At 66.9% G+C, this 14,372-nt stretch carries 16 protein-coding genes; 6 read left to right on the top strand and 10 right to left on the bottom strand.

Going from position 1 to position 14,372, the window contains the following annotated elements; translation table 11 throughout:
- Positions 1–28: 28 nt before the first annotated feature.
- On the bottom strand, positions 29–895 hold the full coding sequence (locus NFL01S_RS08615) for an oxygenase MpaB family protein (RefSeq protein ID WP_062973252.1): 867 nt from the start codon (positions 893–895) through the stop codon (positions 29–31).
- Between the two features lie 127 nt (positions 896–1,022).
- On the opposite strand from NFL01S_RS08615, the gene NFL01S_RS08610 reads away from it, so the two are divergent.
- Positions 1,023–1,661: a TetR/AcrR family transcriptional regulator gene (locus tag NFL01S_RS08610; RefSeq protein WP_062973250.1), complete on the top strand. Its 639-nt coding sequence runs from the start codon at positions 1,023–1,025 to the stop codon at positions 1,659–1,661.
- Positions 1,662–1,768: 107 nt separating this feature from the next.
- Complete coding sequence (locus tag NFL01S_RS08605) at positions 1,769–3,187, top strand: acyl-CoA synthetase (protein WP_062973247.1); 1,419 nt, start codon at positions 1,769–1,771, stop codon at positions 3,185–3,187.
- 21 nt (positions 3,188–3,208) lie between these two features.
- Here the strand turns inward: NFL01S_RS08605 and NFL01S_RS08600 are convergent, their stop codons facing one another.
- From NFL01S_RS08600 to dapD, 3 genes are read right to left on the bottom strand one after another with little or no spacing between them, the layout of a single operon-like run.
- Complete coding sequence (locus tag NFL01S_RS08600; RefSeq protein WP_062973245.1) at positions 3,209–3,523, bottom strand: type II toxin-antitoxin system PemK/MazF family toxin; 315 nt, start codon at positions 3,521–3,523, stop codon at positions 3,209–3,211.
- Entirely contained in the window at positions 3,520–3,774 is a 255-nt protein-coding gene (locus NFL01S_RS08595; RefSeq protein WP_062973244.1) for a ribbon-helix-helix domain-containing protein, read from the bottom strand. Before NFL01S_RS08595 ends, NFL01S_RS08600 begins: the two co-directional genes overlap by 4 nt.
- A 53-nt stretch (positions 3,775–3,827) precedes the next feature.
- On the bottom strand, positions 3,828–4,775 hold the full coding sequence (gene dapD, locus NFL01S_RS08590) for a 2,3,4,5-tetrahydropyridine-2,6-dicarboxylate N-succinyltransferase (protein WP_062973243.1): 948 nt from the start codon (positions 4,773–4,775) through the stop codon (positions 3,828–3,830).
- 61 nt (positions 4,776–4,836) lie between these two features.
- Here dapD and dapE point away from each other — a divergent pair, with 61 nt between their 5' ends.
- From dapE to NFL01S_RS08570, 4 genes are all read left to right on the top strand, one after another.
- A complete protein-coding gene (dapE, locus tag NFL01S_RS08585) occupies positions 4,837–5,934 on the top strand; it encodes a succinyl-diaminopimelate desuccinylase (protein WP_062973242.1) in 1,098 nt (365 codons plus the stop codon).
- Positions 5,931–6,509 carry an LOG family protein gene (locus NFL01S_RS08580; protein ID WP_062973240.1) on the top strand — a complete coding sequence of 193 codons (579 nt, stop codon included), beginning with the start codon at positions 5,931–5,933 and terminating at the stop codon, positions 6,507–6,509. The genes dapE and NFL01S_RS08580 overlap by 4 nt, the downstream gene beginning before the upstream one ends.
- A 449-nt stretch (positions 6,510–6,958) precedes the next feature.
- The gene (folP, locus tag NFL01S_RS08575; protein WP_062973238.1) at positions 6,959–7,840 is read left to right on the top strand and encodes a dihydropteroate synthase; all 882 of its coding nucleotides are present in this window, start codon (positions 6,959–6,961) and stop codon (positions 7,838–7,840) included.
- The gene (locus NFL01S_RS08570) at positions 7,837–8,775 is read left to right on the top strand and encodes a glucosyl-3-phosphoglycerate synthase (RefSeq protein WP_062973235.1); all 939 of its coding nucleotides are present in this window, start codon (positions 7,837–7,839) and stop codon (positions 8,773–8,775) included. Before folP ends, NFL01S_RS08570 begins: the two co-directional genes overlap by 4 nt.
- Before the next feature lie 253 nt (positions 8,776–9,028).
- Here NFL01S_RS08570 and NFL01S_RS08565 read toward each other — a convergent pair whose 3' ends face one another.
- From NFL01S_RS08565 to sigE, 6 genes are all read right to left on the bottom strand, one after another.
- A complete protein-coding gene (locus NFL01S_RS08565) occupies positions 9,029–9,682 on the bottom strand; it encodes a hypothetical protein (protein WP_062973233.1) in 654 nt (217 codons plus the stop codon).
- Between the two features lie 306 nt (positions 9,683–9,988).
- Positions 9,989–10,849: a hypothetical protein gene (locus NFL01S_RS08560; RefSeq protein WP_062973230.1), complete on the bottom strand. Its 861-nt coding sequence runs from the start codon at positions 10,847–10,849 to the stop codon at positions 9,989–9,991.
- 51 nt (positions 10,850–10,900) lie between these two features.
- Positions 10,901–11,317, bottom strand: a complete 417-nt coding sequence (tatB, locus tag NFL01S_RS08555) for a Sec-independent protein translocase protein TatB (RefSeq protein ID WP_062973228.1) — start codon at positions 11,315–11,317, stop codon at positions 10,901–10,903.
- Positions 11,318–11,350: 33 nt separating this feature from the next.
- The gene (locus tag NFL01S_RS08550) at positions 11,351–12,892 is read right to left on the bottom strand and encodes a S1C family serine protease (RefSeq protein ID WP_062973225.1); all 1,542 of its coding nucleotides are present in this window, start codon (positions 12,890–12,892) and stop codon (positions 11,351–11,353) included.
- 10 nt (positions 12,893–12,902) lie between these two features.
- Complete coding sequence (locus NFL01S_RS08545) at positions 12,903–13,289, bottom strand: zf-HC2 domain-containing protein (RefSeq protein WP_062973223.1); 387 nt, start codon at positions 13,287–13,289, stop codon at positions 12,903–12,905.
- A gap of 111 nt (positions 13,290–13,400) precedes the next feature.
- Positions 13,401–14,051 carry an RNA polymerase sigma factor SigE gene (sigE, locus tag NFL01S_RS08540; RefSeq protein ID WP_062973751.1) on the bottom strand — a complete coding sequence of 217 codons (651 nt, stop codon included), beginning with the start codon at positions 14,049–14,051 and terminating at the stop codon, positions 13,401–13,403.
- Between the last annotated feature and the right edge of the window lie 321 nt (positions 14,052–14,372).

Raw genomic sequence — 14,372 nt, 5'->3', positions numbered from 1 at the left:
CGACGGAGTCGGCGCCAAAAGACACAGCTCAGACCAGCGGTTTGCCCTTGCGCATGCGGCGGCGCATATCCCACAGGTAGTAGTTCATGGGGAACTGGCGTAGGAAGCGGGGCTGGAGTTTCAGGCCGAGGCCGATGATCTTCATCGTCCGGTCGAACCAGCGCTGATTACCCTCGGTCCAGTCCATGTACATCGCCTGCCGGATCTGCGGTGGCAGGCAGCCGGCGACGACGAACCGGTGGAACTTGGCCGATACCCATCGCACCGGTAGTGGCAGCATCTTCAGATCGATGAGGTCGTTGAAGTAGGCGCGGGTGGTGTCGTCGATTTCGAGGTTGTCCAGGTTGTCTTCCCAGAACTCCCAGAACGCGGCCCGGTTCGGCGGCCACATTTCCGGGCGCACCTGCAGAGTGGTGCCGAGCCGGATGCTGTGCGCGTAGAAGGTGTCGGCGGTGGCTTCGTCCATGGGGCCTTGGACTTTTTCCAGGAGGTCGACGAAGCCGAAGTACAGGCAGGCCGCGACCCAGAGCTGGAGTTTGGGATCGAAGGCGTTGTATTTGACCGGGCTGGTGGGTTTGGTGCGGATATGGCGGTGGGAGGTGTTGACCGCGAGCCGGTAGGCGTTGCGTTCCTCTTCGGTGCCCAGCATGGCGACCGACAGGTAGGTGAGGGTGGTGCGGAGCCGTTTGAAGGGATGCACCATCACGTTGCCGCTTTTGACGTCGCTCTCCATGACGCCGTAGGCGACCGGCCGCAAACCCAGCTGCATGATCACGTTCGCGGTTCCGCCGAGGAAGGCGGTGATCCCGACGATATGGTCTTCGACGTCGAAATCGGGGGCGTAGAGCGGGCGGGGTTCGGGTTCGCTCTGTGACATGGGCTGGGGAGCGGTCATCGGTGACCTCTTTCCTATGAGAAGATTATATGATAACCATCTCATTCACTCGATGTTGCGTCAACCGCCATCGTAGTTGTGCGATCCTTACTGTGTCATTGCATCACCGAGCGCGAGAGGTGCCGAGATGGGTGCGCTGGCTCAATTGTTGCCACTGGTGCGATCGCCGCGCCGCGATCAAGATCAATCGGTCCTGGCTGCCGCACTGCAGGCGTTTCTCGATTTCGGGATCAAACGCACCAGCATGGTGGAGGTCGCCCGCCGTGGCGGGCTTTCGCTGGCCACGCTGTACCGCCGGTTCTCCAGTAAATCCGACCTGATCCAGGCTGTGGGATTGCAGCAGACCCGTGAGTTCATCGAGGGTGTCGATGCCGCGGTGCAACGGCAGATCGACCGTGATGCGGGTGCCGAAGACCAGATCGTCGAACTGTTCGTAGCCTTCCTCGACGGCCTGCGCAGCAATCGGCTGCTGGACCGCCTGCTCAATACCGAACCCGAGATCGTTCTGCCCTACCTGACCGTCAAGGGCGCCCCGGTGATCGAACTCGGTCGCGACTACCTCGCCGAGTTCGTCACCCGTCTACAGGCCGAAGGGAAATTGCCGGCCTACGATCCGCTGCCGGTGGCCGAAATGGTCGCGCGTACCGCATTGTCGCTGGCGCTGACTCCGCAGACGGTGATTCCGCTGGACGACGATATCGCCGTCCGGAAATACGCGCGAGATCATGTCGCGGTTTCGTTCCGGGTACCGGGCGCGGATTCCTGAATTCGGATCGAGCTGTTTCGACCTTCGTGCTCAGGCGGTCACCGGCACACCGCGCGACGGGGTAGGCCCGCGAAGCCGCCGTAGAGCCGGGCACTAGGTTGGGGCGCATGTCCCTCGCGCCGCGTCTGCTCCGATCGCTGGACCCACTGGCCGTCGCCGCGGGAGCCGATATCCCCGACGCCGTCACAATCGACGGAATCACCCTCTCGCGCAGTGATCTGCTCGGTGCGGCCACATCGGTGGCGGAACGGATCGCGCGCGCGGAACGGGTCGCGGTACTGGCCCGCCCCACGGCATCCACCGTGCTCGCCGTCCTCGGCTGCCTGATCGCCGGAGTCACCGTTGTCCCGGTACCGCCCGATTCCGGTACTGCCGAACTCGACCATATGCTCACCGATTCCGGGGCGCAGGCATGGCTGGGCGAGGCCCCGGAAGGGACCGCGCTACCGGTGGTCCCGGTCCGGCAGCACGCCCGGTCCTGGCATACCTACCCCGAGCCCGACCCCGCCGCAGCGGCTTTCGTGCTCTACACCTCCGGAACCACCGGCCTGCCGAAGGGGGTGGTGCTGAGCCGTCGGGCGATCGCCGCCGGCCTGGACGCGCTCGCCGAGGCCTGGTCGTGGACCGCGGCCGATGTACTGGTACACGGGCTACCGCTGTTCCATGTACACGGACTGATCCTGGGTCTGCTCGGCCCGTTACGCGTCGGTAGCCCGCTCGTACACACCGGAAAACCGACGCCCGCGAACTACGCCGCGGCCGCGGGGACCATGTATTTCGGTGTGCCCACCGTCTGGACCCGGATCGTCGAGGATCCCGATACCGCGAAACAGTTGAGTGCCGCCCGGCTGCTGATTTCCGGTAGCGCACCGTTGCCGGCACCGGTATTCGAGCGGCTCGCCGAACTCACCGGCCAGGAGCCGATCGAACGCTATGGGATGAGCGAAACGATGATCACGCTCTCCGCCCGGGCCGACGGTGAACGCCGGCCGGGCTGGGTCGGGGTGCCCGTGCAGGGGGTGCAGACAAGATTGCGCGACGAAGCGGGACAACCGGTACCGCACGACGGTTCGAGCATCGGCGGACTGCAGGTACGCGGCCCGATGTTGTTCGACGGATACTTCGGCCGCCCGGAGGCCACCGCCGACTGCTGGACGGGCGACGGCTGGTTCCGCACCGGTGATGTCGCGGCGATCGATGCGGACGGGTTCCACCGGATAGTGGGCCGCGAATCGGTGGATCTGATCAAATCCGGCGGGTACCGGATCGGTGCGGGCGAGGTCGAAACCACGCTGCTGGGCCATCCCGGTGTCGCCGAGGTCGCGGTGGTCGGCCTGCCGGACGCCGATCTCGGTCAGCGGATCGTCGCGTTCGTCGTAGTGCGCGATACCGCTCCCACCGAGCGGGAACTGATCGACCATGTGGCGGGCGAACTCTCGGCCCACAAGCGTCCGCGGGAGATCCGTTTCGTAACATGCCTGCCACGAAACGCCATGGGTAAGGTGCAGAAGAAGCAGCTCGGTTAGGTGGCCCGGCACACCCAGCGGCTACGGAATCCCCAGTGCTACAGCGAGTGCGCGATTCACTGACACGATCGAACTCGGCGACAACGTGCCGAGGTAGTCGCCGAGCTCATCTTTTCCAAGCGTCTCGATATTGTCGGTGTTGACATAACCGCCGAGCGGATCGTCGGCCCCGAGGGGAACCCAGGTTGGCAATTCCCGGGCGATCGTAGTCAATCGCACCGCGAGCACATCAGCCGTTACGCGGTTGCGCTGGTTGTTCGAGACGATCAGCCACGGCTTGGCGCCATAGCCCAGATCAGCTCGATATACCTGACCGCGAACTGGTGCCGCCGTCACGCGTTCGCCTGCTGCCGCGCGTTACGGCGCGTCCGCAGGGTCGCACGCTCCTGTTCATTCTCGTACGGATAGCTCGGTGATTCTGCCACTGCGGCCTGATAGGCCTGGAGCAGCTTCTCTTCCTGTAACCGCTCCCACGCCGTACGGATTGCTTCGACAACCGCCGCCGAACGCGACGGAGCGGACTTCTCCAACTCCTCGAGCCGCTCGAACGTCTCGTCGTCCAAGCGGACTGTCATCGCATGTGTCATACAAATATGATACCGAGAACCGAACCGGATGGCGAATACGCTATTGAGCGCTCCTAGTTGTGGGCGTGGAGAGCCTCATTGAGTTCGATACCGGTACCCGAGCGCGGAACGACCTCCACCGCGCCGGTCTGCGAATTACGGCGGAACAGCAGGTTGTTCGTGCCGCTGAGTTCCGCGGCCTTGATCACCTTGCCGTCGGGCGTGGTGACCTTGGTGCCGGCGGTGAGGTAGAGCCCGGCCTCCAGTACGCAGTCGTCGCCGAGCGGTATACCCAGGCCCGAGTTCGCGCCCAGCAGCGAGCGTTCGCCGATCGAGATGACGGTGGTTCCGCCGCCGGACAGGGTGCCCATGGTGGACGCGCCGCCGCCGATATCGGAACCGTCACCCACGACGACGCCCGCCGAGATACGGCCCTCCACCATGGAGGTGCCGAGGGTGCCGGCGTTGAAGTTCACGAAACCCTCGTGCATAACCGTCGTTCCGGCCGCCAGATGCGCACCCAGCCGCACCCGGTCCGCGTCGCCGATGCGAACACCGGCGGGGACCACGTAGTCGACCATGCGCGGGAACTTGTCGACGCTGTACACGGTGACCGGACCGCGGGCGCGCAGTTTGGCCCGCGTGGTCTCGAACCCTTCCACCGCAGCCGGCCCGTGGTTGGTCCAGACGACATTGGCGAGCAGGGCGAACTGCCCCTCCAGGCTCACCGAATGCGGGCGGACCAGGCGATGGGACAGCAGGTGCAGGCGCAGGTACACATCGTGCGCGTCGACCGGGGCGGCGGACAGATCGCCGATAGTGGTGCGGACGGCGATCACCTCGACACCGCGTGCAGGGTCGGGGCCCACCAGTTCGGCCAGTTCGGCGGGTGCCTCGGCAAGCCGCTCGGTACCGGTCTCGGTGAACTCACCCAGCTGCGGGGCGGGGAACCAGGTATCCAGAACGGTTCCGTCGGTGGTCACGTTGGCGATGCCGATAGCGGTTGCTCCCTGAGTGCTCACGACACCGCAGCCTACCCACCAGCGTCTCCGCAATGGTGCGGCACCTCTACGCTCGTATCCCGTGACACTCGACTTGCACGCCGATCCCGTCGCGCTGACCGCGGCACTTGTCGATATTCCGAGCGTATCGCGGGAGGAGGCCGCGATCACCACCGCCGTCGAAACGGCGCTGCGCACCCAGACCAGCGGTTTCGAGGTGGTGCGCCGCGGCAATGTGGTGCTCGCGCGGACCGACCGGGGCCTGCCCACCCGGGTGGTGCTGGCGGGCCATCTCGACACGGTGCCGATCGCGGACAACGTACCGGGCCGGTTCACCGTCGAGAACGGGGCCGAGGTGTTCTACGGCTGCGGTTCGGTCGATATGAAATCCGGGGACGCGGTATTCCTGCACCTGGCCGCCACCATCGCCGAACCCGCACACGACCTGACCTTGATCTTCTACGACTGCGAGGAGATCGCCGCCGAATTCAACGGCCTGAACACCATCGAACGCGAACTGCCGGAATGGCTGGACGCCGATCTGGCGATTCTGGGTGAACCCTCCGGCGGCTGGATCGAGGCCGGCTGCCAGGGCACGCTGCGGGCCCGGTTGAGCACGACCGGGGTACGGGCGCATTCGGCGCGTTCCTGGCTGGGAGACAATGCGATCCACCGGCTGGCCCCCGTTCTGACCCGGCTGTCGGAGTACCGGGCGCGCGAAATCGATATCGACGGCTGCCTCTACCGGGAAGGCCTGTCGGCCGTGCGCATCGAGGGCGGGGTCGCCGGCAATGTGGTGCCGGATGCGGGCGCGGTGGAGGTGAATTTCCGGTTCGCGCCGGACCGCACGGTCGAACAGGCCACCGAACACGTCCGGGAAATCTTCGCCGGCCTGGAACTGGAGTTCACGGTGACCGATGCGGCGCCCGGTGCGCTGCCCGGGCTCACCGCCCCCGCCGCGCAGGGACTCGCCGAGGTGGTCCGGGCGCACGGTTCGGCCGGCATCCGCGCCAAATACGGCTGGACCGATGTCTCCCGGTTCGCCGCCCGCGGTATACCGGCGGTGAACTTCGGCCCCGGCGACCCCAACCTCGCGCATAAACGCGACGAACATGTTCCGCTGGCCCAGATCACCGCCGTCACCGAGATGCTGCGCGCCTACCTGGAGGGAAACCGGTGAATCCACGACCGTTCGCGCTCTGCGTGTACTGCTCCGCGAGTACCACCGATTCCGGCAGTCTGACGCTCGCGGCCCGGGTGGGTACCGAAATAGCCCGGCGCGGCTGGCAGTTGGTCTCCGGCGGCGGGCATGTGTCGATGATGGGGGCGGTGGCCACTGCGGCCCGCGCCGGTGGCGCCAACACCATCGGTGTCATACCGAAACATCTGGTACATCGCGAAGTCGCCGATGTCGACTCCGACGAGCTGGTCGTCACCGACACCATGCGCCAGCGCAAACAGGTGATGGAAGACCGCGCCGATGCGTTCCTCACTCTGCCCGGCGGGATCGGCACACTCGAGGAGTTCTTCGAGGCCTGGACCGGCGGTCACCTCGGCCAGCACACCAAACCCATGGCGATTCTCGACCCCGGCGGGCATTACACCGGCCTGTTCACCTGGCTTGCCGGACTTCGCGACCGTGGTTTCGTACCGCAGGCAGCCCTCGATCGCATCACCGTCACCCCCGACCTGACCGAGGCCTTCGCCGCGCTGACACCGGAACCACCCCAGGACGCGGTGCTACGGGCGATCTGACGACACCCCCGGCAGACAGACGGCCGATCGATATCTCGGCCCCATCCGGGCGGAAGCATCCTGCGCCGCCGCTCGCGGCGAGTGCCTCCGGCAGTGGTGCCGGCCGACCCACGACTGTGTCAGCGAACGCCGTGGGTACCGGTTCAGAATCGCTCACGGCGGTTGCCAGTTCCGAAATTCGTGTCCGGGCTTTTGCGGCGACCGGAAGTATTCGGGGCGCGGAGATCAGCAGCAGAATCCGACCGTCTCACCCCGTGCGGAGCCGGGCGACCCCCGCGGCGGCGCCGGATTCAGCGAGGTCCTCGCAGCGAGGCCCGCGAAGGTTTCGGCCAGCGTTGTCGTTGCGTTCCCTGGGCGATGCGGCGCAGCTGCGAGCGCCGGGGAACGCAACGACAACGCCGAGGGGGGTCGAAACCCGCGCACTGTGGGCGCGCAAATAAGCTCGGATCATGTTCGATCCAGTCCGTCCGGCGCCGACATTGTGCGGCCGGGCGGTGGCGACGGACCGTGCGCTGGTCATGGCCATTGTGAACCGGACCCCGGATTCGTTCTACGACCGGGGCGCCACCTTCGGTGACAGTGCTGCGCTGGCAGCGGTGGACCGGGCCGTGGGGGAAGGCGCCGATCTCGTCGATATCGGTGGTGTGAAGGCGGGGCCCGGGGAGACGGTGGACGCCGCGGAGGAATCGCGGCGTGTGGTGCCGTTCGTCGCTGCGATCCGTGCGAAATATCCCGACCTGCTGATCAGTGTCGATACCTGGCGTTCGGAGGTTGCGCGGGCCGCGGTCGCCGAAGGTGCCGACCTGATCAACGACACCTGGGCGGGGGCCGATCCGGAACTGGTGCCGGTGGCCGCGGCGACCGGAGCCGGGATCGTCTGCAGTCATACCGGCGGCGCGGTCCCGCGCACCCGCCCGCATCGGGTTCGTTACCCCGATGTGGTGGCGGAAGTGACCGATATCGTCGTGCGGGCCGCGGAGGAGGCGGTGGCCGCGGGCGTACGCAGGGATTCTGTGCTCATCGACCCGACCCACGACTTCGGCAAGAACACCTACCACGGGCTCGCTCTGTTGCGCGCAGCGGACGTTCTTGTAAAAACCGGGTGGCCCGTCTTGATGGCGTTGAGCAACAAGGATTTCATCGGAGAGACATTAGGAGTCGGACTTTCCGAACGGCTGGAGGGCACATTGGCAGCAACGGCGTGGGCCGCAGCGGCCGGTGCCCGCGTTTTCCGGGTGCACGAGGTCGCCGCGACCCGGCATGTGGTCGACATGATTGCCGCGATCCAGGGTATCCGGCCCCCGGTACGAACTCTGCGAGGTCTCGTATGAAACTCTCACACCACGAGCCCGGCTGGGCCACCACGAATACTTGGGACACACCCGAGTGGGCGGTGGCCGATCTGGTCGCCGCCAAGGCCGGACGTACCGTTTCGGTGGTGCTGCCGGCGTTGAACGAGCAGGACACGGTCGCCGACGTGGTGGCCAGTATCCGGCCGCTGCTGGGCACTCTCGTGGACGAGCTGGTTGTCCTCGATTCGGGGTCGACGGACGCGACCGCCGAACGCGCCCGTGCGGCCGGCGCCGAAGTGGTCAGCCGGGAGCAGGCCGTACCCGAACTCGAACCCGTACCGGGCAAGGGGGAGGTGCTGTGGCGTTCGCTGGCGGTGACCAGCGGCGATCTGGTGGCCTTCGTCGACTCCGACCTGATCGACCCGGATCCGGCCTTCGTGCCCAAATTACTTGGGCCCCTGCTGACCACCCCGGACCTGCATCTGGTCAAGGCCTACTACCGCCGCCCGCTCCGCCACGGCGGTGAAGTGGACGCGCACGGCGGCGGGCGCGTCACCGAACTCGTGGCGCGGCCGCTGCTCGCCGCGCTGCGACCGGGGCTGACACCGGTTCTGCAACCGCTCGGCGGGGAATACGCGGGCACCCGGGAGCTGCTCACCGCGGTACCGTTCGCGCCCGGATACGGAGTCGAGATCGGGCTGCTGCTCGATACCTACGACCGGTGGGGTCTGCAAGCCATCGGCCAGGTCAACCTGGGGGTGCGGACCCACCGCAACCGCCCACTGGCGGATCTGGGGGTGATGAGCCGGCAGATCCTGGGCACCGTACTGGCCCGCAGCGGGGTGCCGGATTCGGGCGCGGCGCTCACCCAGTTCCCATTGGTCGGCAACGAGTTCACCGCGCACAGCACCGCCGTGGACCTGGTCGACCGGCCACCCATGAACACGATCCGCCCGGACGTCGCCGCTGCCTGAGCCGGGGCCGGAGTGCCGCCGGCTACGGCGACGGCGTTGCAGACGGTCGTGAGCTACGGCGAGCCACGCCCCGGGGATGTTGCCGGCGGGCGAACCGGTGGCTGATCGGCGACTGCCCAGCCGGCCTCGAGAGCTCTCCGCACGATGGGTGCCGAGGTCACCGGGAGGGCTCGGGATCGGAAGGCCTGGACCGCTGGTAGGCCTGAGTGGGAGGCCGGGCGCGGCGGCCGAGGTGTCGCTTCGGATGGCGCGCCTACGAAGTCCGATCGTCCGTGGACTTCTTCGTTCCCGGGTCCGGGGCGTCGGGGGCGGGCTTCGCTACGTCCTTGTCGGGTGCGGGCTCATGCTGATCTGCCTTACCTGATTGCCCGCCTGCGGTTGTGGTTTCGGCGCTGGTCTCCGTGGTGTCGCCTGTGGTGTTGTCACCAGGAGACCCGGTTTTCGGGGTCGTCGCGGATTCGGAGCCCGCCGCGGGCGCTGTCTCTTGCCCGGGCCGGACCGCACGATCGGGGGCGGTAATTTCGGGAGGCTCGCTGCCGGTGGTCGACGCGGTCTCGGGCGCTGTGCCGGATTCGGTCGGCGGCGATACTCCGGACGTGTCCTCACCGGCCGGCGTTGCAGTGGCGGCGGACGGGGGCGGGGTTTCGGCCGCGGTGCCGGACTCCGATGCGGTAGCGGCCGGTGCTGTGGTGGCCGGTTCGGTATCGCCGTCCGTGCGGTCGGGGGATTCCGCGGATTCATCCGGTTCGTCGTGTTCGTGTTCCAAGCGGGCCTGGAGTTCGGCGACCGTCACGTATTCGGTATCCGCCGAACCCGGATTACGCAACCACAGGATCACCGAGACCAGCAGCCCGGCAACGACCAGAACCACCGCCACGATGATCAACGCGTCCACCTGCGCCTCCACGAATTACCTTGCCGGAGCCGGACAACACCGGGGGACGCTGCGCACCTTTCGGCGCGTGGCTGTTCACCGTCGGCCGAACATTGCGCCAAATTCGGCAGAATGCGGGCGGTGAGCCGTGTGACCCCAGTGTCAGCGCCAGCGTAGCAATAGCTTTGACAAGCTGATATTCGTTGTCGCTATCGACTATTCCGGGCGTGTCGGGAATAGTCGTCCGGGCATGAATTCACTGCGTCCGGCGAAACCGGCGGGGCGCGGTGTTCGATGGCGCCGGAATACCGCGGTGCGCGGGCACCGCCGATACCTGGTTCAGCGGCGCTGGCGCACCGGCCGCAACCGCGAATCGACCGGGTCGTGCAGGTAGACCGGTGTCAGCAGATCCGCATCGACCGGCTCCCCGGTCCCGCGTTCGTAACGAACCCCGATCAGCACCGAGAACCGGCGATTGGCCGCCCGCTCGTGCAGGGTGGCCAACCGGGTGGCCAGCAACCGCACCGCGCCGAGCGACCCGGGCGGGTGCAGGCCGTCGACCACCAGGACCGTGCCCCGGCCGTCGGGCCGTGGCAGGCGGGCCAGGTAGGCGATATCGTGCGGGTCCGGGCTGGCCGGCCGATAGATACGGCGGGCGGCTCGATCTTCGATACCGCGCCGCCCGTCGCCGGGCCGGGCCACCGCCCGCCGCAGCCGCGGATCGCCGGCGATGAGCTGGCGCAGGCTGGGCGAGAGTTCAGGGCCGCTGAGCACGATGAGACCGTCGCGCAGGAGGTCCACCGGGCGTCCGGGCGCGAACGGTTCGATGGTCACCCCGAAACCCAGCTCTTTGAGCTGTTCGGCGAGCCGCGGCGCGGCTGCCGGGTCCGGTGCGCCCATCAGCCTGCCCGCACGGGTATCCGGGACCAGTAGTGTGAGCGGGCCGTGGCCGAAGAACAATCCCTCCGGCGCCGGGCCCTGGGTACTCACCTGATGGATCCGGGCGCGGGAAAGACCCGCGGCGGCACCTATTCTGGCGAAAGTCCACCCTTCGGCGTGCAACTCCCGGATTACCGCACGCCGAATTCGAGTGAGCTCGTTGATGGTTTGCTGAGCCGCTGCGACACCCTCCGTTGCGGCCTTGAGTCGCTCGACTTTGTCCTCGATCGCGAATATTCGCGCCACGTCATCGGCCGACATGTGCGAAGTGTAGACATCAGGCCCCTGAACGGCGTCTAGAGCAGTTGACGATCAGGTCGCGTCGGTATCGATCGGCGGACGCTCATTGTGTCCGAGTGGTTTATCCTGTTGCGTCCGCGGGTAATCTGGCATGCCGCTCGCGGCGCCGAGGACATTCTTGCTGTCCGGCAGGGAACCGTCGAGATCTTTGAAAAGGGAATCGTCGCCGTTCAGAAGATGTTTGGTCACCACCGAACGCGGAGACATCCCACGTAATTCCTGGAGATCGGCAATCGGCTTTCGCAGTTCGTCGAATTCCGGGCCGAGTTCGGAGCGCAATTGCGACGTCGCACCGGTCGCGTAATCGCGGACTTGGCGCAATGTGCGCGCAGTCCACCGCGCGGCGCCGGGTAACCGTTCCGGGCCGAGGATTACGAGGGCGGCGACGAGTAGGACGAGCATCTCGCCCCACCCGATACTGCTGAACACCCCATCAGGTTACCCGGCGCTGCTGGTGGCTGGTCAGTCGGAGGCGAGCGTCACGGGAATGTCCACCTGCCGGCCTTCCCGGATGAGCTGGACGTTCACCGACTGGCCGATCTCGTTGCTCTGCACCGCCACGACCAGTTCGTCGGGATTGGTGACCTCCCGGTCGCCCACCCGCACGATCACATCGCCCTCGACGATCCCCGCATTCGCTGCCGGGCTCCCCGGCTGTACATCGGCGACCTCCGCGCCGCTCATGACCTCGTTGGCGACGGTTTTCTGGCGGGCGCTCACGCCGATCATCGGGTGGTGGATCGAGCCGTCGCGGATGAGGGTCTGCGCGACCTCGGTCATCTGGTCGACGGGAATCGCGAAGCCGAGCCCGACCGAACCACCGCTCTCGCTGCGGATTGCGGTGTTGATGCCGATGACCCGGCCGTCCGCATCCACCAGCGCGCCACCGGAGTTACCGGGATTGATGGAGGCATCGGTCTGCACCGCGTCGATCACGGCCTTGGTATCGCTGCCCTCGCCCTCCAATTTCACGGGGCGGTGCAGGGCGCTGACGATGCCGGAAGTGACGGTCTTGCTGAGGCCGAGGGGTGAACCGACGGCCAGGACCGCGTCACCGACTCGGACGTCGCCGGATTTGCCCAACTCCGCAACAGTGAGATTTTTCACATCTACCTTGAGGACCGCGAGGTCGCTCTTCGGGTCCCGGCCGACGATATTGGCCGGTGTGCGGGTGCCGTCGGAGAACGTGATCTGAATCCGTGCCCGGCCGGACGTATCCTGTGCCGCCATCGAGACCACATGGTTGTTGGTGACGATATAGCCGTTGCCGTCGATGACGACACCGGACCCGGTGGCGCCGTTCTCGCCGACGGTCGTGCGGATAGAGACCACCGAGGGCAGGACCGCGTCGGCGACCTGCGCGATCGGTCCGTGCGGCTGCTCGCTGTCGCTCTGTTCCAGGCTGACTTTGCGTGAGGTGAGCGTGGACGCGGTTTCTGCCGTCAGCCGGCCCACGAGGCCGCCGACCAAACCTATCGCCAACGCGATCGCGGTCAGTATCAGCAGGGCGCGCGGTGCCACCCGGGAGCCGAACAGGACCTGCCGGGCCGAAAGCTTCTCTGCCTGCGGCATTTCCTGGGCGGTCGGTGCCGGGAAGGCGGGCGCGCCCAGCCGGGCCTGCGCGTCGGGATCGCGCCAAGGGTCCGCCGGACCCGCTATCGGGGGTTTTTCCGTACCGGCGTCCGGATCGCGCTGCAGCAGTTCGGTGGAGCCGGGCGGGCGGCCGAATGCTTCTGCCAGCACCGCAGCCGGCGGGCCCTTGGGCGCGGTCGTGGCAGGCTCGGTGCCACTGCGGTCGCTGCGCGGGGCGAATGATCCCGACTGTCCGGCCGGGCGGCGGAAGGCATGCGCGGTATGTGAGTCCACATGGGGCCGGTAGACCGGGCGCGGCGCCAGTACCGGCGCCCCGGGCGGGCGCAGCGTGCCGTTGTCGGCCGTCGTGCCGTTTTCGTCCGCCGAATCAGGAGTATCGGCAGGGGAATTGTGCGTCGATTCGGAACTCACGCGGCAAACTCTACTTGCGCCACCACGTCGACCACCGGAAGCTGTCGAAGGTCGCAGAAAAGGACTGACCAGTAAATCCGAATACCGCCTCGTTACGTGGATTTCCGGGAGAATTCGGCCCGGCGGCCGGTTCGGCGAGCGGAATACGCGACAGACTGTCGTGCAGGCCGGTGGGTATCGACACCTGAGTGGCCCGCTGCAGCGCGATCCGGGCCTGTTGTTGCGCCTCCACCTCGGCAGCGCATTCGGGGCACACCGAAAGATGCTGCGCTGCACGCAGGTACGGATTCATCCGCAGTTCACCATCGACATAGGCGGCGACCGCCTCGCTCGCCAGATGTTCGGTGGAGTGGAACTGTGCGGGACGACGACCGGGCGTACTGGAGTCGCCACTCATTCGCTGTCCATCCTTCCCAACCGACCTCGCTGACCGCCGGGATCCGGCATCACGGTCGCCGGACCACCCGAAGCTCGCCTCGGTGCCATGACCGAGGCTTGCCCCTGTGTTCTATGCGAGGCTCGCCTCGGCGGCGAAACGCTCCTGCACTCCATTATGCGCAAGATACTCCCGCAGTGCCTGCCGGCCGCGATGGATACGACTGCGGACGGTACCCAGCTTCACCCCGAGGGTAGCGCCGATCTCCTCATAGGAAAGACCTTCGATATCGCAGAGTACGACCGCGGCCCGGAATTCCGGGGCGAGCGAATCCAGCGCGGATTGGAGGTCGGGATCGAGCCGGGCGTCGTGGAAGACCTGCTCCGGGCCGGGGCCCTCGGCGGGCACCCGGTCGTAGTCCTCGGGCAGGGCTTCCATCCGGATGCGGCTGCGCCGGCGGACCATATCCAGGAAGAGGTTGGTGGTGATGCGGTGCAGCCAGCCTTCGAACGTGCCGGGCTGGTAGTTGGACAGGGAACGGAACACCCGGATGAACGTCTCCTGGGTGAGGTCTTCGGCGTCCTGTGCGTCACCGGAGAGGCGGTAGGCCAGCCGGTACACCCGGTCGGCATGTTCGCGGACCAGTTCGTCCCAGGTGGGCATCACCGTCCGATCGCCGGTGGCGTCGAAGGCGGCAGTGCCGGTGAGGGGGAGTTCGTCGAGTTCGCCGGTCTCCGCGGATACGGCGTCGTAGTCCTCGGCTCTGTCGTCGATAGTGGACATATCGGGCACCTCCATCAGGGCGTCCGGCGAAGCGGGGTGGTCTGTCACCAGGTCTCGGTGTGCGGCTACCTCACGATCGGACCCGGGAAACGGGGCCGGGCCGAATTCGTCCCCGGCGGGCAGTGTGTACCCGGCAGCTGCTGCGGGGGTGCCGGCCGGGGAAAGCTCGGGCAAGGTGGCGGACTCGCGCGCCGCATCGACCATGTGGATGGTGACGACCTCCTTGATCGGGACCGAGGCGTAGGCTCGGAAGAGTGGCCCGGTTCACGGGCCACCTTCACCGGTTACAACAGCTGGGTCGTACTCCGTTGTTCCCGGCCG

Source organism: Nocardia flavorosea NBRC 108225 (genome assembly GCF_001613385.1).
Lineage (GTDB): Bacteria > Actinomycetota > Actinomycetes > Mycobacteriales > Mycobacteriaceae > Nocardia > Nocardia flavorosea.
Note: the sequence above shows the minus strand (reverse complement) of the source record. Positions and strands in the feature narration are given on the sequence as shown.

What these genes read in the sequence shown, in the direction of transcription:
- NFL01S_RS08615 (WP_062973252.1), bottom strand. Translation starts at nt 895, where the DNA reads ATGACCGCTCCCCAGCCCATGTCACAGAGCGAACCCGAACCCCGCCCG.
- NFL01S_RS08610 (WP_062973250.1), top strand. Translation starts at nt 1,023, where the DNA reads ATGGGTGCGCTGGCTCAATTGTTGCCACTGGTGCGATCGCCGCGCCGC.
- NFL01S_RS08605 (WP_062973247.1), top strand. Translation starts at nt 1,769, where the DNA reads ATGTCCCTCGCGCCGCGTCTGCTCCGATCGCTGGACCCACTGGCCGTC.
- NFL01S_RS08595 (WP_062973244.1), bottom strand. Translation starts at nt 3,774, where the DNA reads ATGACACATGCGATGACAGTCCGCTTGGACGACGAGACGTTCGAGCGG.
- folP (WP_062973238.1), top strand. Translation starts at nt 6,959, where the DNA reads ATGTTCGATCCAGTCCGTCCGGCGCCGACATTGTGCGGCCGGGCGGTG.
- NFL01S_RS08570 (WP_062973235.1), top strand. Translation starts at nt 7,837, where the DNA reads ATGAAACTCTCACACCACGAGCCCGGCTGGGCCACCACGAATACTTGG.
- NFL01S_RS08560 (WP_062973230.1), bottom strand. Translation starts at nt 10,849, where the DNA reads ATGTCGGCCGATGACGTGGCGCGAATATTCGCGATCGAGGACAAAGTC.
- NFL01S_RS08545 (WP_062973223.1), bottom strand. Translation starts at nt 13,289, where the DNA reads ATGAGTGGCGACTCCAGTACGCCCGGTCGTCGTCCCGCACAGTTCCAC.
- sigE (WP_062973751.1), bottom strand. Translation starts at nt 14,051, where the DNA reads ATGTCCACTATCGACGACAGAGCCGAGGACTACGACGCCGTATCCGCG.